This window comes from Bacteroides sp. 3_1_13 (assembly GCF_001185845.1).
Lineage (GTDB): Bacteria > Bacteroidota > Bacteroidia > Bacteroidales > Bacteroidaceae > Bacteroides > Bacteroides xylanisolvens.
In genome coordinates this window covers 16,039-38,684 of sequence record NZ_KQ236955.1, presented here as the reverse complement: position 1 = coordinate 38,684, position 22,646 = coordinate 16,039, and the positions used below count along the sequence as shown (strand labels likewise).

The 22,646-nt window shown below is 40.2% G+C and carries 12 protein-coding genes; 11 read left to right on the top strand and 1 reads right to left on the bottom strand.

Translation table 11 applies throughout. The annotated features are described in order from the left end of the window. Window positions 1-31 precede the first annotated feature (31 nt). The 7 genes from HMPREF9009_RS00115 (at window position 32) to HMPREF9009_RS00085 (ending at window position 13,882) form a co-directional block, all read left to right on the top strand. Window positions 32-1,675, top strand: coding sequence for a RagB/SusD family nutrient uptake outer membrane protein (locus tag HMPREF9009_RS00115; protein WP_049702179.1), 1,644 nt, complete (start codon window positions 32-34; stop codon window positions 1,673-1,675). Beyond that, entirely contained in the window at window positions 1,675-3,090 is a 1,416-nt protein-coding gene (locus HMPREF9009_RS00110; protein WP_049701099.1) for a DUF5125 domain-containing protein, read from the top strand. The genes HMPREF9009_RS00115 and HMPREF9009_RS00110 overlap by 1 nt, the downstream gene beginning before the upstream one ends. Window positions 3,091-3,136: 46 nt before the next feature. Beyond that, window positions 3,137-4,615 carry a BACON domain-containing protein gene (locus tag HMPREF9009_RS00105; RefSeq protein WP_049701098.1) on the top strand — a complete coding sequence of 493 codons (1,479 nt, stop codon included), beginning with the start codon at window positions 3,137-3,139 and terminating at the stop codon, window positions 4,613-4,615. A 34-nt stretch (window positions 4,616-4,649) separates the two neighbouring features. Next, window positions 4,650-5,723 carry a cellulase family glycosylhydrolase gene (locus HMPREF9009_RS00100; RefSeq protein WP_049701097.1) on the top strand — a complete coding sequence of 358 codons (1,074 nt, stop codon included), beginning with the start codon at window positions 4,650-4,652 and terminating at the stop codon, window positions 5,721-5,723. 7 nt (window positions 5,724-5,730) lie between these two features. Next, on the top strand, window positions 5,731-8,256 hold the full coding sequence (locus HMPREF9009_RS00095; protein WP_049701096.1) for a family 20 glycosylhydrolase: 2,526 nt from the start codon (window positions 5,731-5,733) through the stop codon (window positions 8,254-8,256). A gap of 243 nt (window positions 8,257-8,499) precedes the next feature. Beyond that, window positions 8,500-12,525 carry a hybrid sensor histidine kinase/response regulator transcription factor gene (locus HMPREF9009_RS00090; protein ID WP_049701095.1) on the top strand — a complete coding sequence of 1,342 codons (4,026 nt, stop codon included), beginning with the start codon at window positions 8,500-8,502 and terminating at the stop codon, window positions 12,523-12,525. Window positions 12,526-12,595: 70 nt separating this feature from the next. Beyond that, window positions 12,596-13,882 carry a histidine-type phosphatase gene (locus tag HMPREF9009_RS00085; protein ID WP_049702178.1) on the top strand — a complete coding sequence of 429 codons (1,287 nt, stop codon included), beginning with the start codon at window positions 12,596-12,598 and terminating at the stop codon, window positions 13,880-13,882. Window positions 13,883-13,943: 61 nt separating this feature from the next. Here HMPREF9009_RS00085 and HMPREF9009_RS00080 read toward each other — a convergent pair whose 3' ends face one another. Further along, a complete protein-coding gene (locus HMPREF9009_RS00080; protein ID WP_049701094.1) occupies window positions 13,944-15,458 on the bottom strand; it encodes an SLC13 family permease in 1,515 nt (504 codons plus the stop codon). A gap of 187 nt (window positions 15,459-15,645) precedes the next feature. Here HMPREF9009_RS00080 and HMPREF9009_RS00075 point away from each other — a divergent pair, with 187 nt between their 5' ends. The 4 genes from HMPREF9009_RS00075 (at window position 15,646) to HMPREF9009_RS00060 (ending at window position 22,620) form a co-directional block, all read left to right on the top strand. Then, complete coding sequence (locus HMPREF9009_RS00075; RefSeq protein WP_049701093.1) at window positions 15,646-16,236, top strand: RNA polymerase sigma-70 factor; 591 nt, start codon at window positions 15,646-15,648, stop codon at window positions 16,234-16,236. A gap of 71 nt (window positions 16,237-16,307) precedes the next feature. Beyond that, window positions 16,308-17,321, top strand: a complete 1,014-nt coding sequence (locus tag HMPREF9009_RS00070) for a FecR family protein (protein ID WP_004316847.1) — start codon at window positions 16,308-16,310, stop codon at window positions 17,319-17,321. Window positions 17,322-17,591: 270 nt separating this feature from the next. Continuing rightward, complete coding sequence (locus tag HMPREF9009_RS00065) at window positions 17,592-20,954, top strand: TonB-dependent receptor (RefSeq protein ID WP_049701092.1); 3,363 nt, start codon at window positions 17,592-17,594, stop codon at window positions 20,952-20,954. A 10-nt stretch (window positions 20,955-20,964) separates the two neighbouring features. Continuing rightward, complete coding sequence (locus HMPREF9009_RS00060) at window positions 20,965-22,620, top strand: RagB/SusD family nutrient uptake outer membrane protein (protein WP_049701091.1); 1,656 nt, start codon at window positions 20,965-20,967, stop codon at window positions 22,618-22,620. The last annotated feature ends 26 nt before the right edge of the window (window positions 22,621-22,646 follow it).

The following is a 22,646-nucleotide window of genomic DNA, read 5'->3' as shown; positions in this document are numbered from 1 at the left end:
AAAACCTGTAACGAAAGAAAAGATTGAAAATATGAACAAGAATAAATTATTTAAGGTGTTTGTCATGATTGCATTTATCATGTGCAGTTGTGAGGATAATTTTGATCCCAAGATGTATGGCACGTTGAATGTATCTAATTATCCGGTGACTGAAGCCGAATACGAATCATTTATGATGACCTGCTATATGCCTTTTACGACAACATGGACCTATTGGATCGGTGCCGGAACAAGTGGCAATCAGCACGGTTGGTATATTCCTGCCGGAGGTGTACTGAAGTTCTTTGATTATCCGACAGATGAGGTGGCTGTGTGGAATAATGGTTGGGGAGGCGGATATTATTTCCTTTCTAAAGCCGATTTCAGTCAGTGTGTTTATTATACAAGCGGTACATTAAGCGATGAAAACCCGAACCACTTTCCGAAAGTAAGTGAGATTTCCTACTTCACCAATGTGATCGGTACACTGGAGAAAGCTTCTACCGAAGTGGTTTCCGAAGAGCGTAAAAGGGAATTTATTGCTGAAGCCCGTCTTTGTCGTGGATTGATGATGTATTATTTATTGCATGTATATGGTCCTGTTCCTTTGATTGTCGATCCGGACGATTTGATTAATCCTTCAAAACTGGAAAATCTGGTGCGTCCGACATTGCAGCAAATGACGGAGTGGATTATGGCTGATTTTGATTATGCTTATCAGTATATTGCAGATACGCAGCCGGAACAGGGACGTTACAATAAAGACTATGCACGTGTATGCATCATGCGGCATTGCCTGAATGAAGGCTATTATATGTCCGGTTATTATCAGAAAGCGATTGATATGTATAACGAGTTGAAGGGACGATATAGTCTTTTCAAGAAAGGGGACAATCCTTATATCGAGCAATTTAAAAATGCTAATAACTTTAATTCGGAAGTGATTATGGCTGTCAGTTGCGATGAAACGGCGGATGGTACGAATAAGTCCGGCAACTTTAACCCGCTGATGATGCTTGCTACTCCCGATAATGCAGCCCGAGTGGACGATCAGGGAAATCCTACTCCTTTCTATCTGCAAGGGCAGGGATGGGGACAAACTTTCAATGTGTCTCCGAAATTTTGGGATACGTATGATCCTTCGGACAAACGTCGTGAAGTGATCCTGACTAAATATTATACGACTGCAGGAACCTGGATTGACCGGAATACTACTACATGGGACGGGTTTATCATTAATAAATTCCCGGTGGAAACAGCTACGGCTTTTCAGGGGACTGATATACCGTTAGCTCGTTGGGCAGATGTATTACTCATGTATGCGGAAGCCGAAGTACGTAAAAACAATGCGGCTCCGTCCGCTGACGCTATTGCTGCGGTCAATGAGGTGCGTAAGCGTGCCGGACTGAGTGATCTCCCGTCATCGGCAACAGCGAATGTTGAAGCTTTCCTGGATGCTTTACTTACGGAAAGAGGACATGAAATGTTGTATGAAGGGATGCGTAAAATAGATCTCATCCGTTTTAATCAGTATGCGCAACGTACAGCGAAGATCAAAGGAGTGGCTCCTACACATCAATATGTGCCTATTCCTAATTATGCGGTTCAACAAGCTTCGGAATCTTATGGAAAAGTGTTGGTACAGACATTTGAACGTGAGGGATGGAAAGCGGATCTTGCGGCAGCTCGCAATTAATGTCATCATTCATTATTGTTAAACTAGAGATCTTAAGAAAAATGAAAAAGATATATGTATTATTCATGTCGTCGTTATTGCTCCTTTCGTGTGCAAAAGATGATGTTAGTAAGCCAAGTGAATGGCCGGAGTGGCCTACACCTTCAAAACCTAAAATAGAAAATGCCGTATTGCGGGGAGTGAATGGTGAAACGGTTGTGGCGGCTGGTGATAAAGTGAAGTTCACCGCACAGGTCAGTGATGAATATAATGATTTGGTTTCATTCCAATTATTAGTGACAATGGATGGAGCCGAAATCTTGAATTTGTCTAAAGGCTTGAGCGGACGTTCTGCGGTTATTGAAGAGGAAGCTACTTTACCTTTTGTTGCCGGTTTCCAGAATGGACGTCCTGTGGTGACTATAAAAGCTGTAAACGATTTAGGTGGCAATGAGTCGACTCTGACTTTGGATGAGGTCGCAAGTGTGGCGGTGACCCGTCCGGAAACACCTTCCAAATTATACCTTGTTGATGATTTGGGAAATGTGTATGAAATGGACAAGGAGAGTCAGAATGAAACGGATTATAGTTTCCGGACGAGTGCGGCGGATTTGGCAGGGATTGGCGACCATTTTAAAGTTGCCGAAAAGATAATAAATAATAAACCTGATTATTCCGGTTTGGTATGGGGATATTCAGACGATAAGATCGCGATTGTGACTGATGATGCAGCTACTTCGATTCCGACTCCTAAGGTAGGGAGCTATACATTGGAGAATATCACTTTTGATATGTTGAGCTTCCTGGCTGATAAGACTCTGACATACAGCATTGATATTGATAAGTCCCGCTTCTTTGATGTGGGAGGAGGATATGTTCAATTAGATGTTCAGTTGGTAGAAAGTGCCAAGATTAATTTTATAGGTTTTGGTAGTGATGTCACCAATATGCTCCGGCCGGAATTCTTTAAAAATGTTTCAGGGAGCAAAGCAAAATTCGATGGTCCGTCGGTACTTTATAACTTGAAATATAATACATCAAATGGTTTCATGTATATGGAACGTCCACGGGATGTTTTCTATCCGGAGGTGATGTATATTCTCGGTACTGGAGTCGGATTTCCACGCGAACCTTATGTGGCTACGCTTGCTTGGGACTTCGCATATCCTCACCAATGGTTCTTCTTTAAGAAGGTAGGGGCAAGTGCTTTTGAAGCAGTCGTTTACATTGACCAAACTATGGGATTTAAGTTCTATCGGGGATATGGTTGGGCGCAAGAGGAAGACACGAAGAATCTATATACGGTTGAGCCTGCTAACCTGATAACGAGAAATGCTCCCGGTGATTTGATTCCCGGTCCTGATTTTAAAGCCGGACTTTATACAATACATATTGATAAAGCCAGTGAAGTGATACGATTGACTCCTTACAATTAAGAGGGGATCATGATTAATAGTCTTTAATTTAATATTCAATAGAATTATGTATATATCAATGAAAACATATAGTAAGAAATTTCTGGTTACGTTCTTTTTCTCGATGTTGCCAATGTTATTAATGTCTTGTTCGATGGATCCGGAGAAAGCTTCTTTCTCAATTTCCGGGAATTTGGAGAAGTTACAGATCGGTAATGACGGTTTTACGGAGGTTTATTCGATAAAGTCTAATACGGAATGGAAATTTGTAAACGAGACGGATCAGTCTTGGGTTACCATTTCACCGGCCAAAGGGAGTGGAAACGGAACTGTGACAATTACTGCAAATGCAAATACAGGAACCGGACGTACGGCTGTATTCCGCGTAGTACCTAATGGAGTAAAGACACAAGAAATTGAGATTATTCAGGGTAATTCTTATATCCCTACAACTGATGGAGAATTCCCGATTATAGCATGGACCGGAGTGGAAGCAGACAAGTCGCTGGAGAAATTCCCGGTGATGAAAGCATCCGGCATTAATATTTATCTGGGATGGTACGATGATTTGGAAACAACATTGAAGGTGCTTGACGCCGCACAGAAGACCGGAGTGAAAATGATAACTTCTTGTAAGGATCTCTTGTCTGTTGCTACTGCCGAAGAGGTTGTAAAAGCGATGATGAATCATCCGGCTTTGTATGCCTATCATTTGAAGGATGAACCGGAAGTGAATGATTTGCCGGGTTTGGGCGAATTGGTGAAGAAGATTAAAACCATCGACAGCCATCATCCTTGTTATATAAATCTGTACCCTAACTGGGCATGGGGAAAAGAGCTTTATTCAGAAAATGTAAAATCATTTATAGAACAAGTTCCTGTTCCGTTTATTTCGTTTGACAATTATCCTATTGTATCTATAAATGGTGCTCCAAGCATTGTCCGTCCGGACTGGTATCGGAATCTGGAAGAAATATCGGCTGCAGCTAAAGAGAATAATAAGCCGTTCTGGGCATTTGCACTTGCACTTTCCCATAAGCTTGATGAAACTCATTTTTATAAGATACCGACATTGCCCGAGTTGAGATTACAAGTTTTCAGTGATTTGGCTTATGGTGCGCAGGCAATCCAGTATTTTACCTATCGCGGACTTCAACATGACGAACCGACTGAAGTGTATGATTTGGTCAAGACAGTTAATCAGGAAGTACAGCAACTTGCGGGTATATTCTTGGGAGCACAGGTTATTTCAGTATCTCACACCGGAAGTGAAATACCTGAAGGTACGAAGGCTTTGGGAAGTCTGCCGACTCCTATAAAATCATTGACTACGAGTGATACAGGTGCTGTTGTTTCTGTCCTGGAGAAAGATGGTAATCAATATCTTGTGGTAGTAAATAGAAATTTTCGTAATGTGATGAACCTGTCTATTGATGTGGATAGTTCTGTTAGCAGAGTGTTGAAAAATGGTTCAACGATTACTCCGGACGGTTCTACGATAGCAGTCGAACCGGGTGATATGGTAATATTTACGTGGAGAAAATAAAAAGATTTTTAATTTGATAAAGTAAAACGATTATATGAAAAAGATATTACTTTCCTTTTTTATTGGTGTTATGTTGATTGCCTGCAACCAGAAAACTGTCTCTGTTCGTGAAGTCTGGACAAAAGAGCAGGCTAATGAGTGGTATAAACAATGGGGATGGCTTCGTGGATGCGATTTTATTCCGAGCACGGCAATCAACCAAATGGAGATGTGGCAGGCAGATACTTTTGATCCGGTGACTATTGATCGTGAACTGGGTTGGGCGGAAGAAATAGGCATGAACTGTATGCGCGTATATTTGCATCACCTGGTTTGGGAAACAGATAAGGAAGGCTTTAAGAAACGTATCAATGAATACCTTGCTATTGCCGACAAGCATCATATCTCTACCATCTTCGTCTTCCTGGATGATTGCTGGAATCCTGTATATCAGGCTGGCAAACAGCCGGAACCACAGCCGGGAGTACACAATTCGGGATGGGCACGTGACCCGGGTGATCTGTATTATAAAGGCGATACGGCAGTGATACTTCCGGTATTGGAAAGCTATGTGAAAGATATCCTGACTACCTTTAAGGATGATAAGAGAATCGTATTATGGGACTTATATAATGAACCCGGAGGTTCGGGAGGATATAGATACGGTGAAAGAAGTTTGCCGTTATTGCAGAAAATATTTACGTGGGGACGAACGGTGAATCCGTCACAACCTCTGTCGGCCGGAGTTTGGGATATGAGCCTGACTAATCTGAATAAGTTCCAATTGGAAAATTCGGATGTGATAACATACCACACGTATGAAGGCGTGAATTCGCATCAGCAACTCATTGATACATTGAAGCAATACGGTCGCCCGATGATTTGTACAGAATATATGGCACGTACTCAAAATAGTACTTTCCAGGATATTATGCCAATGCTGAAGAGAGAAAATATCGGTGCAATCAACTGGGGCCTTGTAGCCGGAAAAACAAATACGATCTTTGCATGGGATACTCCATTGCCTGATGTTGTTGAACCTCCATTGTGGTTCCACGATATATTCCGTAGTGATGGAACCCCTTATTCGGCAGAAGAGGTGGAATGTATTCGTTCATTAACTAAATAATTCCCTTATGATAACTATGAGGAATATATGGATAATGATGTTGGGGATATGCCTGTTTGGTTGCGGGGCTGGTAAACAGCCCCCTTCCTCACAGCTATCCTTAACATGGAAACTGGAAAAAGATAGTGTGGAGGCCAGATATTTTAAGAATACATTCTGTCTGACGAATAATGGGAATAAATCCTTGACTAATAATTGGGTGATCTATTTTAATCAGACACCTATTTATTATCAGCAACCTATTAATGCACCGCTGGAAATTGAATGTTTGGGTTCGACTTACTATAAAATGTACCCGACTGAACACTACCAGGCATTGCCACCGGGTGAAACAATCACTTTTACCATATTGAGTGAAGGAAATGTGATTAATGTGTCCTCGGTTCCTGAAGGGGCTTATATGGTAACTACCGATGAAAAAGGAAAACCGTTACAACCGCAAAATGTCCCCATTGAGATTGAGCTTTTTAAGCCCGATGCCCAATGGATTAGCTCGAGGAACAGCTTTCCCTATGCAGATGGAAATTATTTCTATAAGCAGAATGATGATTTCAGCAAACCGGTAGATTGTGATATACTTTTTCTTTTTCCTGCTCCTAAAAAAGTGGAAAAGACGGGCGGTGTTTCTTCTTTCTCTCAAAAGGTTTGTCTGAAGTTTGATGATGCGTTTAAAGAGGAAGCTCTTTTATTGAAAAGTCAATTGACTTCATTATTAAGATGCAGCGTTTCCGATAAGGATGAAGAAACAATCATTGAATTGAAGAAAATGGAGGTTCCTATTACCTGTCAATATCCCGATGAATATTACGAAATCGTGATAAAGAATAACCGGTTGACTTTGAAAGCTAGTGATACACATGGCATATTTAATGCTTGTCAAACATTGCTTGCCTTATTAGATAACATGGAACTAACTTCTTCTCCGATACCTAATCTTCATATAACCGATTATCCGGACATGGGGCATCGGGGAATTATGTTGGATGTATCCCGCAACTTTACAAAGAAAGCGGACCTGCTGAAACTGATCGATATATTATCATTCTATAAGATGAATGTACTGCATTTGCATTTGAGTGATGATGAGGCCTGGCGTGTGGAAATACCCGGATTGGAGGAATTGACAGAAATAGCTTCTCGCAGAGGACATACCATAGATGAACAGACATGTCTTTATCCTGCGTATGCCTGGGGATGGAATGAGACAGATACTGCTTCATTGGCTAATGGATATTATTCTCGCAGTGACTTCATGGATATTTTGAAATATGCGAAAGAAAGGCATATCAGAGTTATTCCCGAAATAGACATTCCCGGACATTCCCGGGCAGCGATTAAAGCCATGAATGCCCGTTATCAGAAATACATAGCTACAGACCAACCGAAAGCGGAAGAATATCTTTTGACTGACTTTGCAGATACTTCCCAATATCTGTCGGCACAGAATTTCACAGATAATGTGATTAATGTTGCCATGCCTTCCACTTATCATTTTCTTGAAAAAGTGATTGATGAAATCGTACGGATGTATCAGGATGCAGGAGTAGAACTGACTGCTTTCCATGTGGGTGGAGATGAAGTGCCGGAAGGTATTTGGGAAGGTTCTTCTATCTGCCGCACTTTTATGCAAGAGAACGGACTGACTAAGATACGGGATCTGAAGGATTATTTTCTGGAACAAATATTGGAAATGCTGGACAAACGTAACATACAGGCAGTCGGATGGCAGGACATTGTTATGAATCCGGATAATACCGTTAATGAACATTTCAGAAACAGTAAGGTATTAAATTATTGCTGGAACACCATTCCGGAGCAGGGTGGGGATGAAGTGCCGTATAAGCTAGCTAATGCGGGCTATCCGATTATACTCTGTAATGTGGGTAACTTTTATCTAGACATGGCATATTGCTATCATGTGGAAGAACCGGGATTGCGTTGGGGCGGTTATGTGGATGAATATGTGACGTTTGATATGTTGCCTTTTGATATTTATAAGTCTTTACGACGGAATTTGAAAGGTGAACCTGTTGATGTGAAAGCTGCTTCAAACGGAAAACAGCCCTTGACAAAAGAAGGTTATCAGAATATCAAAGGTCTATCCGGACAAATATGGTCGGAAACTATCCGTAGTTTTGAACAGGTAGAATATTATCTTTTCCCAAAAGTCTTCGGATTGGTAGAACGTGCTTGGAATGTTCAACCATCGTGGGCATTATCTCCGGACGGCAAAGTATATATGGATGCCAAACGGAAATATAATGCCGGTATTGTAGATTATGAATTGCCACGTTTGGCAAAGCGGGGAATAAATTTCCGGGTGTCTCCTCCCGGTATTATGATAAGGGATGGATTACTACTGGCTAATACTGCCATTCCCAATGCGGTAATCCGCTACACAACCGATGGTAGTGAGCCTACGGAAAGTTCCATAGAATGGCAAACTCCGGTAGCATGTAATGCTCCACTGATAAAAGCAAAGGCTTTTTACCTAGGAAAAGAGAGTGTAACTACCGCATTGTTTAATAGATGATATATGAATAAAAAGCTATTTTAATAATATTAGAATAGCTTTTTATTTATGCATTTATGAAATTTTACAGATTAAGGGGTAACTGAAATTCTAGCTCTTCTTTACAATATTCAACAAATTTAAAACTGGGAGTATGAGTATTAATAATAATTGATGGTTAAAATATAAATACATTTTCGACTTGCGTTTTAATTAATTTTTTCATATTTTTGCAGAGTATTTTTTTGAATATTAGTGAAAGACATGAGTAGTTTTGTAAAAATGAGAAGATTCTTTTTGTTTGTACTTCTTCTCATTAATGGTACTGTAAGCAAGGGACAGATTTATAAGTACATAGGACTGGAAGATGGGTTGAATAATCAGAAAATATACCATATCCCAAAAGACCGACGGGGGTATATGTGGTTTCTGACTCAAGAAGGGATAGACCGTTATGATGGCAAACATATCAAGCATTACAACTTTTCAGACGATAACATGACGTTGGATTCACGGATTGCCTTGAATTGGCTTTATATGGACAACGGAAATGTATTATGGGTAATTGGTCAGAAAGGTCGTATTTTTAGGTATGATTCGCAGCATGACAAGTTTGAACTGGCTTATGTGCATCCGGAGCTGATCAGAAATAAGTCGCAAGCATTTCTGAATTATGGTTATTTGGACAATAATGACCGTATATGGTTGTGTTGTAAAGATAACATTACCTGGTATGATACCCATACCGGAACAGTGCTAAATATGTCGGTGCCGATTGACGGTGAAATAACTACCATTGAACAGACAGATAGTAATCTTTTTTTTATAGGTACGGGGAGTGGTTTATTTCGTGCTGAAATAGAAGAGGGGAAGTTAAGGCTGGTTCCTGATGAAGCGTTGGAAAGCATCGCTCCGGTACATGAACTTTATTACCATGCTGTTTCAAAACAGTTATTTGTGGGAAACTATAAAGAGGGAATACTTATATATGACATGGGGGGAACAGGAGAAATCATCTCTTGTCAATTTCCCAATCATGTAGAGGTTAACCAGATCGTTGCTTTAAACGCTCATGAACTTCTAGTGGCTACAGGAGGAAAAGGTGTATATAAGCTGGATGTGAATACCTACATGAGTGAACCCTATATAACAGCTGATTATAGCAGTTATAACGGGATGAATGGAAATAATATTAATGATGTCTATGTGGATGAAGAAGATCGCATCTGGCTCGCAAATTATCCCACTGGCATTACAATCCGTAACAACCGTTATGGAAGTTATGACCTGATAAGACATTCTCTTGGTAATACCCGGTCACTGGTGAACGATCAGGTTCATGATGTAGTGGAAGATAGTGACGGTGACCTCTGGTTTGCAACCAGTAACGGTATTAGTTTCTATCAGACTGATACAAAAGAATGGCGTTCCTTCTTTAGCTCCTTTGATCCGGTACCGAATGATGAGAATCACATTTTTTTAGCGCTGTGTGAAGTCTCTCCCGGTGTAATGTGGGCTGGTGGTTATACATCGGGTATTTACAAGATAGAGAAGAAGAAAGGTTTTAAGGTAACTTATCTTTCTCCTGCCGCCATTGCAGGAGTACGTCCCGACCAATATATTTATGACATTAAAAAAGATTCGGGAGGTGATATCTGGTCCGGTGGATATTATCATCTGAAGCGTATCAATCTTGAGACTAAAAATGTACGTTTATATCCGGGAGTAAGTTCTATTACTACCATTCAGGAGAAGGATGACCGGCTGATGTGGATTGGTACGCGAATGGGACTCTACCTGATTGATAAGGAATCCGGGAGTTACCAATATATTGACCTGCCTGTTGAATCTCCCTATATATGTGCATTATACCAGAGAGAAGACGGTATCCTATATATTGGTACCCGTGGAGCCGGACTTCTTGTTTATGACATTAATAAGAAAAAGTTTATCCATCAATATCGTACTGATAACTGTGCGTTGATTTCTGACAATATTTATACAATTCTTCCACGTCAGGACGAGAGTCTTCTGATGGGTACGGAAACCGGTATTACAATCTATTCCCCCCAGAAACATTCTTTTCGTAATTGGACACGGGAACAAGGATTGATGAGTGTCAATTTTAATGCAGGTTCTGCCACCGCCTGGAATAAAAGCACACTTGTTTTTGGCGGTAATGAAGGTGCAGTTAAGTTCCCGACAAATATACAGATACCGGAACCGCATTACTCACGCCTGTTATTACGTGATTTTATGATTGCTTATCATCCTGTTTATCCGGGTGATGACGGATCTCCTTTGAAGAAGGACATTGACGAAACTGACCGGCTGGAACTAGCTTACGGACAAAATACATTTTCCCTTGATGTGGCATCCATTAATTATGATTATCCTTCCAACATTCTTTATTCATGGAAAATTGATGGTTATCATAAAGAATGGAGTCGTCCAAGTCAGGATAACCGGATTCTTGTCAGAAATCTGCCTCCTGGCAGTTATACGTTACAAATTCGTGCCGTATCCAATGAAGAGAAGTATAAGACTTATGAGACAAGGAACATTCAGATTGTTATAACACCTCCGGTATGGGCCAGTTTGTGGGCTATGGTGGGATATGCAATTCTGTTGGTATTGGTTATGATTATCATCTTTCGTATCATCATGTTGCAAAAGCAGAAGAAAGTGTCGGATGAGAAGACACGGTTCTTCATTAATACGGCTCATGACATACGTACGCCGCTTACGTTGATAAAAGCTCCGCTGGAGGAAGTCATAGAAAATCGTATGGTGACCGAACAGGCGTTACCCCATATGAATATGGCTCTTAAGAATGTAAATACATTGCTTCAGCTGACAACGAACTTGATAAATTTCGAACGGATAGATGTCTATTCATCCACTCTTTATGTTTCCGAGTATGAGCTGAATACTTTTATGAATGATGTTTGTGCTGCTTTTCGCAAATATGCTGAAATGAAACATGTCAGGTTTGTTTATGAAAGCAATTTTGACTATCTGAATGTGTGGTTTGATAGTGACAAGATGGGATCTATTCTGAAAAATATCTTGTCGAATGCATTGAAGTATACACCTGAAGAAGGTAGTGTCTGCATTTCCGCTTGTGAGGAAGGAAACACGTGGAGCATTGAGGTGAAAGATACGGGAATTGGTATTCCTTCGTGCGAACAGAAGAAATTGTTCAGGAACTGTTTTAGAGGTAGTAATGTTGTCAATCTAAAAGTGACAGGTAGCGGAATAGGGCTGATGTTGGTATACAAACTAGTCAAATTACATAAAGGCAAGATTCAGATTCAGAGCAATGAACAACAAGGCACTTGTGTACGAGTTACTTTCCCGAAAGGAAATAGCCATCTTCATAAAGCTAAATTTATTTCTCCCAAGCTGCCGGATGAACGTCCGGAGACTATCATACCGGGTAGTATTTCTGATTTGCCGGCTATGGAAATATCCCAGATAAACAGTTCCTTACAACGGATCCTGATAGTGGAGGATAATGATGATTTGCGCAATTATCTGGTGGATATGCTGAAGACGAGTTATAATATTCAGGCTTGTCCGAATGGAAAGGATGCACTTATCATAATCAGGGAATTTAATCCGGATCTTGTTATATCCGATATAATGATGCCTGAAATGAGCGGAGATGAACTTTGTTCAGCGATAAAAGGGGATCTTGAGATGTCTCATATTCCGGTCGTTTTGCTGACAGCATTGGGAGACGAGAAGAATATGCTCGAAGGGCTGGAAATCGGAGCGGATGCTTATATCACCAAGCCTTTCAGTGTAGGAATACTCAAGGCAACGATTAAGAATTTACTGGCGAATCGTGCTTTGCTTCGTCAGGTTTATAATAGTATCGAAGAGGAAGAACAGAATTTTCTGGTTAATTGTACTAATACTTTGGACTGGAAATTTATAGCTTCGGTCAAGGAATGTATAGAGAAGAACATGGGGGATCCGGATTTTAATGTAGAAATGCTTAGCAGTCGCCATCACATGAGTCGTACGAGTTTCTTTAATAAATTAAAGGTCTTGACAGGTTATGCTCCGGCTGATTATATCCGGATGATACGTTTGCAACATGCTGCACAATTGCTAAAGCAGGGCGAATATACAATAGCGGAAATTACCGATATGGTCGGGTTCTCGGATGCGAAATATTTCCGTGAGGTATTTAAAAAATATTATGGTGTAAGTCCGAGCAAGTATGGAGAGTCGGAAAAGACAGGATCTTATCCGGCAATCAATTTAAAAAATGAGAAATAGTAGGTGGCGTATATAAACATTGTTCTATGTCCGGTTGTTATGTTTGGCAAACAAATATATATTCTGCCGGATGAAAGCAATATTGATATTTTTAGCTGGTCTGCTTTTCCCTATAACTTTTTTATTCGGGCAAAGTGCAATTCAGAAATATGCGGGAACGGCTATGCCGTATCCTTTTATAAAGAATCTATCTGTTTTGAACCATGATGGTATGGTTCCTTTTTATATCAATCATTTAGGAAGGCACGGAGCACGGTTCCCGACTTCGGGAAAAGCATTAGAGAAGGTTAGAAATGTACTTATATTGGCGGAGCAGGAAAAAAGATTGACTGTAAAAGGTCAGGAACTGCTTGCTACGGTATTACGGCTATCCGAAGCTTTCGAAGGACAATGGGGAGAATTGTCGGCAGTAGGAGAACAGGAACAAAAGGGAATAGCAGAGCGTATGCTATTGCATTATCCAGAAATATTTGTAGATTCGGCGCGAATTGAAGCGATAGCTTCCTATATTCCTCGTTGTATTAGTAGTATGGATGCTTTTCTTTCTGGTATGGAAAAACAGGATTCCTCATTGGTAATAAAGAAAAGTGCAGGAAAGCAATATAACCCACTTCTTCGTTTTTTTGATTTGAACAAGCCTTATGTTTATTATAAAGAGAAAGGTGACTGGATTTCTTTGTATGAATCATTTGTGCAAGATAAGATAGTTTTTACACCTGTCATGAAAAAGATTTTTCTCACCTCAGGACAAGAAACAGAACAGGAAAAACGGGAGTTTGTCATGGCTTTGTTCTCAATAGCAGCTATACTTCCTGATACAGGCTTATCTTTTAATATGAAAGGTATTCTTAAGGATAAAGAATGGTATGGTTATTGGCAAACACAAAACTTGCGGCAATATCTGACTAAAAGTGCAGCACCAGTTGGAAATATGTTGCCGGTTGCAATTGCATGGCCGTTACTTTCAGAGTTTATTCAAACGACAGAGCAGGCAATTAACGGGCAATCGGACAATCGGGTGGATCTTCGTTTTGCGCATGCAGAAACTGTCATTCCTTTTGTAGCATTGATGGGTATAGGAAAAACGGATATACAGATAGTATCACCTGATTCCGTATCCATTTATTGGCAAGATTATGAGATTGCTCCGATGGCAGCTAATGTGCAATGGGTGTTTTATCGTGATAAGGACTGTCAAGTCTGGGTCAAAATACTTTTGAATGAGCAAGAAGCAACCATTCCGGTGGTCACATCCTTTTTCCCATATTATCGGTGGGAAGAAGTATGCCACTATCTGAAACAACGGATAGCAATATCAAAAGAGATTCTTTCCAGATTTTCAAGTAAAACTGATTAGCAAAAAGCCCTATAAGAATGATTGCTTCTCATAGGGCTTATTTGTATGGGAAGAGAATTTTTTATAATAATTTGTTGGAACCAAGTATAATCAACATGGTATATCCCAATATCAGTCCGATGATTCCCATGATTATTCCGACTTTTTCCATATCCTTTTGCTGAATCATGCCTGTGGCATGTGCCAATGCGTTGGGAGGAGTACTGATAGGCAATATCATTGCTAATGATGAACCGATTGCTACTCCGATCAATAAAGTCTCTACTCCACCTAAGGAAGATAGGTTCTCACGCATGCTGCTTCCTGCAATGGCCAGGATGGGGACGAGCAATGCGGCAGTAGCTGTATGTGAGATGAAATTAGCCATAGCATAGCAAATAAGTCCGGAGCCGACAATCATTAATACAGGAGGCCATGTGTTGAATGGGATAGCTTCAATCATATGTTTCGCTAGTCCGGTTTCCTGTAAAGCAACGCCCAGAGCGAAGCCGCCGGCTACCATCCAAAGTACGCTCCAACTGATTTCTTCCAGATCGCGTTTGGTGATGACTCCCGTTATACAGAAAACGGCTACCGGAATCATAGCTACTACATTAGAGTTTACTCCCGTCACCTTGTCAAACATCCAAAGTATGACTGTGATAGCAAAAGTGATATAAACCACAATGGAACGCCAGTCTTTTTTGGCTTCACCTTCAATTTGTAATTCAATATTTTTTTGTTTAAAGGGAAACAATCGTAAAAGTATGAACCAAGCGATAAACAATACAATAATAGTATAGGGTAACATAAAACTCATCCATTCTCCGAAACCGATATTTAGGTTCAGTCCCTCCGGATCATTCAGGTATTTTAAGGCAATTGCGTTGGGCGGTGTGCCGATAGGAGTTCCCATGCCACCCACATTAGCAGCTACAGGAATAGCCATAGCCAGACCAATTTTTCCTTTACCGTCTGCCGGAAGTACTTTTAATACAGGAGTTAGGAAAGTGAGCATCATGGCAGCTGTAGCCGTGTTGCTAAGGAACATTGAAAATACAGCTGTAACAAGAATGAATCCTAATAGTACATAGCGTGATTGGGTTCCGAAAGGTCTTAGCATGACGCGTGCCAACAATACGTCCAATCCGCTTTTGGTTGCTGCGATGGCAAGTATGAACCCACCAATAAATAACATAATGATTGGATCGGCAAAGCAATGCATAATGGATTTATATTTGACAGTCTGTCCCAATTCTTCTGTTGAGATTCCTTGAGTAAGGAACCATAAGCTGCTATCGGAAACGGTGAGTAACAATAAAACGACAATCAATACAGAAATGGTCCATGCAGGGACAGCCTCGAATACCCACATCAGTGTGGCAAAAATAAAGATAGAAATAAGTCTTTGTTCTATAACTGTTAACCCTTCTATACCAAATGTGTCAATAGGGAGGAGCCATAAAATAAGGGAAAGGGTAATAGCTACGGTTAGCTTTATACATCTGGCCACTGTCTGATTTTTTGCCAACCGTTTGGCTTTCTTTAAGTCCTGATAAGCTTCCACTAGATGGAAGCCGTGAAAAATCTTGTACATAATACTAGTTTAAGATAAAATTAAAAAACGGTGCAAAAATAACTTTTTATTCTATATCTCGTAAATCAACGAGAGAAGTTTTTTATAATTCTTTTGGATTGTGATGTCCTTGAAGATATTAATATGGATATTAGGTAGTCTGCTGCAATTTCTCTAAATTTGTGCCATTAACTCGACTAATACATTCATGGAGCACACTGAAACTTTAATAGTAGAGCAGTTGAAGATAGGCAACGAAGACGCCTATCAATACATATATGACCGTCACTATGCTCTGCTGTGTCATGTCGCAAGTGGCTATGTAAAAGATCAATTCCTCGCGGAAACCATTGTCGGAGATACTATTTTTCATTTATGGGAAATTCGTGAAACGTTAGCGATTTCCGTTTCTATCCGTAGCTATTTGGTGAGAGCCGTCCGTAATCGTTGTATCAACTATCTGAATTCTGAATGGGAAAAGCGTGAGATCGCGTTTTCATCTCTAATGCCTGATGAGATAACAGACGATAAAATGACGATCTCCGATTCGCATCCGTTAGGTGCATTGCTGGAGCGTGAACTGGAAGAGGAAATATATAAAGCCATTGATAAATTGCCGAACGAATGTCGTCGCGTGTTCGATAAAAGTCGTTTTGAAGGAAAATCATACGAAGAAATTTCTCAAGAGTTAGGCATCTCTGTCAATACGGTTAAATATCATATAAAGAATGCATTAGCATCTTTACAAATGAATCTAAGTAAATATCTGATTACTCTACTTTTATTTTTTTTCGGGTAAAAACGAAAAAAAGTCATTTTCAGACTACCCTCAATTAAAAAACTACTGTCTCCTTTATAGAACGCAGAAAAATGGAAGAAGAAAAGAAACATATTGATGAATTGATTGCAACCTATCTGACGGAAGGTTTGGACAAAAATGCTTTAGCCGAACTGAAAGCATGGATAGCTGCATCACCTGAAAATAAGAATTACTTTATTCAGCAGCGGGAAGTCTGGTTTTCTGCTGTCAGTCGTGAAGCTGCGTCGAAATACAATAAAGATAAAGCGTTCGATACATTTAAGAAACGTATCGGAAATCGGAAGGAAATAGAAAAAACGTCTCATCATGGATTCCGGTTGTCAATGTTGTGGCGTTATGCAGCGATTATTGCAGTCATACTTGCAGTCGGCTGCTTCTCTTATTGGCAGGGAGGAGTGAACGTAAAAGACACATTCGCGGATATATCCGTAGAAGCTCCTTTAGGATCGAGGACAAAGCTTTATTTGCCGGATGGTACATTAGTTTGGCTGAATGCCGGTTCACGAATGACTTACTCACAAGGTTTCGGAGTCGATAATCGTATGATCGAACTGGAAGGTGAGGGATATTTTGAAGTCCGGCGGAATGAGAAACTCCCTTTCTTTGTAAAGACTAAGGATTTACAATTGCAAGTACTGGGAACAAAATTTAATTTTCGCGATTACCCGGAGGATCATGAAGTTGTAGTATCTTTATTGGAAGGGAAAGTAGAACTGAATAATTTACTGAAAAAAGAGAAAGAAGCAATTCTTGCGCCTGATGAGAGAGCAATATTGAATAAAACGAACGGACGGATGACAGTAGAAACAGTCACAGCCTCTAATGCTTCGCAATGGACGGACGGTTACCTGTTTTTTGATGAAGAGCTTCTGCCGGACATCGTGAAAGAATTGGAACGTAGCTACAATGTAACTATTCGCATCGCCAATGATTCTTTAAATACCTTCCGGTTCTACGGTAATTTTGTCCGTCGGGAGCAAAGTATTCAGGAAGTATTGGATGCGTTGGCATCTACGGAGAAAATACAATATAAGATTGAAGAACGCAATATAACTATCTATTAACCGGTTACCAGAGATTTATAATACTATGATTGTTTAACCTTAGAAATTGAAGAATATGAAGGAAGAAAATAATACAGAATAGTCTTTAGTGAATGAATAAGGAGAGAAAAATAAAAACCGGAAGATCTCGAACATCTTCCGGCTCCTGAATCTCTTCTTCAACAACTTTCAAACGTGAGCATGTTTTCAAAAGAGATAATGCAAAGGTAGCAAAATACATCTCTTTTAAAACGAGTTATTCAAGTTTTAATTAAATAATTTGTTTATTTTATGAATTACAGGAAGAAGGCCATATTAATGGTCGTGGCTCTCTTTTGCCTTAACATAGCAATGCTAGCCCAGGCCGTTTCATTGAAAATGAATAATGTTTCAGTGAAAGAAGCAATGACGCAACTGAAGAATAAAAGCGGATATTCTTTCGTATATAAAGTGGGAGATCTGGATACAAAGAAAATTGTGAGTGTAAAGGCAAAGCAGTTGAATGAGGCTATCGATCAGATATTGTACGGGCAAGATGTTGTTTATGAGGTAAAAGGTAAGAATATTGTTGTCCAGAAAGGGCAACGGCAGAATACCTCTAAAGACACTAAAAAGCGTAAAATCACAGGTGTGGTGAATGATGCTAATGGTGAACCGATCATCGGTGCTACCATCAAGGAAAAAGGAACGGCTAACGGAACCGCATCTGATTTGGATGCGAAGTTCTCGTTGGAAGTATCACCGGGAGCCGTATTAGAGATTTCCTATATTGGTTATCAGACACAGGAAGTAAAAGTGGGCGACCGGACCTCTTTATCCGTGACCTTGGCTGAAAATCAGCAAATTTTAGATGAGGTGGTAGTGGTGGGATATGGTACGACTTCCCGCAAAAATCTGACTACTTCTATTGCTACGGTAAAAACAGAAAAAATATCGAAAGCAGCTACCAGTAATATTTCCGGAATGTTGTTGGGGCGTGCTGCCGGTTTGCAGGCAACCGTATCCAGTCCCCAGCCGGGGGGAGGCATCAATATCTCCATTCGTGGAGGTGGTACACCGATTTATGTGGTAGATGGAGTGGTTATGCCTAGCGGCTCTTTTGAAGTCGGTACGGGGAGCACATCACTTCCTTCCTCCGTCAACCGTGCAGGATTGGCAGGATTAAATCCCAACGATATTGAATCTATTGAAATCCTGAAAGATGCTTCTGCCGCCATTTATGGTATCGGAGCTGCCGATGGTGTTATTTTGGTGACTACCAAAAAGGGAAAAGAAGGAAAACCGACCATAGTGTATGAAGGAAGTTATTCCATACAGAAACATTATCCTTATCTGGAGGTATTGAGTGGTCCCGAATTGATGAACATGGTCAATGTTTTCAGTAAGGAGAATTATTTATATGACAAAGGTCAGTATCCTTATGGAAATACCGCTTATGATGATAAGTGGACACCTATCTTTACACCGACACAAATAGCCAATGCTCCGACTACGGACTGGTTGGACAAAGTGCTGAAAACAGGTGCGGTGACTAATCATAATCTGACGATTAGCGGTGGTTCTGAAAAGTTTAAATATTATCTGGGTGTTAACTACTATAAAGAAGATGCTACCGTTCATAATTCGGATATGGAGCGCTACTCTTTGCGTACAAATATCACCTCCCAACTGACTAACTTTTTGAAACTGACAACAATCGTCAATTTGAATCAGAATAATTACACGAACTCTACTGTTGGCGGGGATGTTGGGAACTTAGGAGATCAGGGAGCCGGAGCACTTTTCGGAGCAATTTTCTATCCTTCCTATCTTCCTGTATACGATGCCGAAGGGAAATATAATGTATTTAGCCGGACGCCTAACCCTGTTTCCATGCATGATATTAATGATAAGTCCGAGCAAAGTGGTTACTACATGAATTTCTCATTGGATGTTGATATTATAAAGAATATGCTTTCGGCAAAAGTGTTGTATGGATTGAACAAGGAAAATACCTCTCGTGATTCATACATACCTTCTGATGTTTACTACGCATTGCAACGTAAATCCAGAGGAAACTTAGGATATGGAAAAAGGCAACAAAGCACTCTCGAAGGTACATTGACATTTCAACATAAGTTTGGAGAGCTGTTGGATATGAATCTGATGGCCGGTATGGGACGTTATCTCGATAGTGGCGATGGTTCGGATATATCATACGAAAATGCGAATGATCATATACAGGGAAGCAGTGTAGGCATGGCAGACGGTCCTTTCTATCCGACTTCTTATAAATATAAAAATGAAAAGAGGTCACAGTTTGTCAGAGGAAATTTCGACTTATTGGGTCGCTATGTAGTATCTGCTTCATTGCGCCGTGACGGTACGGATAAATTCTTTCCCAGTAAGAAATATGCTCTCTTTCCATCTGTTTCTCTAGCATGGAAAATGAACGAAGAATCATTTATAAAGAATATCTCCTGGATTAATATGTTGAAACTAAGAGCCAGTTATGGTGAAACTGGTAGTGACAATTTAGGTACAACACTATATGGTATTGTAACAACTACCCGTGAAGATGTTCAGTTCAATAATAATTCAGTTACCTATATTCCTTACATATTGTCTGGTGCCAACTATGAAGATGTAACCTGGCAAAAGACGGTTATGAAAAATATCGGATTGGATTTTTCCGTTCTTAGAGATAGAATCTGGGGTAGTGTAGATGTATTCCGTAATGACGTAACCCATTTGTTGGGTACAGCACCGACTGAATTATTGGGAATGCACGGAACACGTCCTATCAATGGAGGACATTATAAACGTACCGGAGTAGATGTGAGTTTGAATTCGCTGAATCTTCAAACACATGATTTCAAATGGACCTCTCAAATTACACTGTCCCATTATAATGCGGTATGGATAGAACGTATGCCCAACTATGATTATCAAAAATATCAGAAAAGGAAAAATGAACCGATGAATGCATTCTATTATTATAAAACGACCGGTATCATCAATGTGGATAAGAGTAATATGCCCGAATCGCAACGTTCGTTAGGTCCTGCTGCTTGTATGCCGGGATATCCTATTGTTGAAGATAAAAATGGTGATGGAATCATTGATGTGAATGACTCTTATATGGATAATACGTTACCTAAATTATATTTTGGTTTCGGGAATACATTTACATGGAAGAACTTTGATTTGGATATATTCATGTATGGTCAATTGGGAGTAAAGAAATGGAATGATGCATATGGCAATAGTATAGATGTCGGAGGTCTCTCCAGAGGAGTGGATGCGCACAATGTTGGTATCTATTCTTATAATATTTGGAATACCCAGACAAACACGAACGGACGCTTCCCGGGTATCGCAATCAGTAAATCAGTGGCTTTACCCGAAAATCTGGGCTTTGATTATACAAGAGAAAATGCCTCTTATATACGTGTAAGAAACATCACACTGGGATATAATCTGGGTCCCAAAGAGTTATCTGTATTTAAAGGATATATTAGAGGAATACGTGTGTTTGTCGATTTTCAGAATCCTTTGACCTTTACCAAATACAAAGGATATGACCCTGAAATCAACACTTCCTCTTCTAATTTGACCGGAGGGCAATATCCTCAAATGAGAGTTTATTCAATAGGTGCAAAATTAACCTTCTAAACTTCAAGCTATGAAATCTAACAAATTATGTCGTATGAAAAAGAAGATTTTTTTACCGATGCTTGTTTCTTTGCAACTATTATTCGGTAGTTGTGAGAATAATTTTGATCCTTATATTTATGGAGCTTTGTTGCAGGGAGAATATCCTTCTACAGAGCAGGAGTATGTTTCCTATATGATGATTTGCTACTTGCCATACACTACGGTTTGGACGTATGATATGGGTTCAGGCGGTTTGCAGCACGGTATTCATATACAGTCGGGAGGAACGGTACGTATGTTTGATTCCACTTCTGATATATGTGCATCTGCTACCACAGTAGGTGCAGACTGGGAACGCTTTACTAAAGGAGACTACAGTAATTGCTTTTATTACTGGCGTGGAAATGTAGATGATGGCAGTAACCTCAACCATTTCCCGAAAACAGCTCAAATAACCCGTATGACTGAAATCATTGGAACTTTGGAGAAAGCTCCTCTGACTGCTCTTACAGAAGAAAAAAAGAATAATCTGCTTGGAGAAGCGCGTCTGTGCCGTGGATTGATGATGTATTTTCTGTTACATGTTTACGGTCCTGTACCGGTCATTCTGGACCCTGAAAAAGTAATTGATCCGGAAGTGTTATCGAATACCGTGCGTCCTTCTTTGGACGAAATGACTCAATGGATTACGGATGACTTGGAGTTTGCCGCAAAGAATGCTCCCGAGGTGGCTCCGGATTTGGGACGCTATACGCGTGACTATGCCCGTTTCTGCCTGATGAAACACTGTCTGAACGAGGGAGAACACATGGAAGGCTATTATCAGAGAGCGATGGATATGTATAATGAACTCAATACAGGTAAATATGATTTGTTTAGAACTGGAAGTACCCCATACGTTGACCTGTTCAAGAATGCCAATAAATTCAATAAAGAAATCATTATGGCTGTCAGTTGTAGCCCGGCTGCCGATGGTAACCCGAAACATGGAAATGCGAATCCTTTCCTGATGTGGGCTTTACCTTCCGATGTGGCAAAAGGGGATCCTTTCCCAGTGGGAGGCGGATGGTTTCAGGCTTTCAGTATGGATAAGAAATACTATGATGCTTTCGAAAGTAACGACGGTCGTTTGAAAACAATTGTGACTAGTTATAAAGACAAGAATGGTGTTATCATTAATAAAGACAATCTGGGGGTGAGATGGAATGGATATATTATGAATAAATTTCCGCAGGAAACCATGACAACTTTCCAGGGGACCGATATTCCTTTGGCAAGATGGGCCGATGTATTATTGATGTATGCAGAGGCAGAAGTACGCAAAACAGGAACCGTTCCTTCTGTGGCTGCTATAAATGCAGTAAATCAAGTAAGGAACAGAGCCGGATTGGCAAATTTGCCGGCTGTGGCAACCAATACCAAAGATGCTTTTCTGGATGCGATCCTGATCGAACGGGGACATGAACTCTTTTATGAAGGTAATCGTAAAATTGACTTGATCCGTTTTAATAAATATGCGCAGGAAATGTATAAAGCGAAGGGAGTAATGCCGACGCATCAGTACATGCCGATTCCTAATTATGCAGTCGAACAGGCGGTTTCTTATGGAAAAGAGCTGAAGCAGACTTGGGAACGTCCGGGTTGGGCGGAAGATAAGAGCAAAGCGCAGCAAAATATAAATTAAACCTATTAACTGAATATAAAGATATG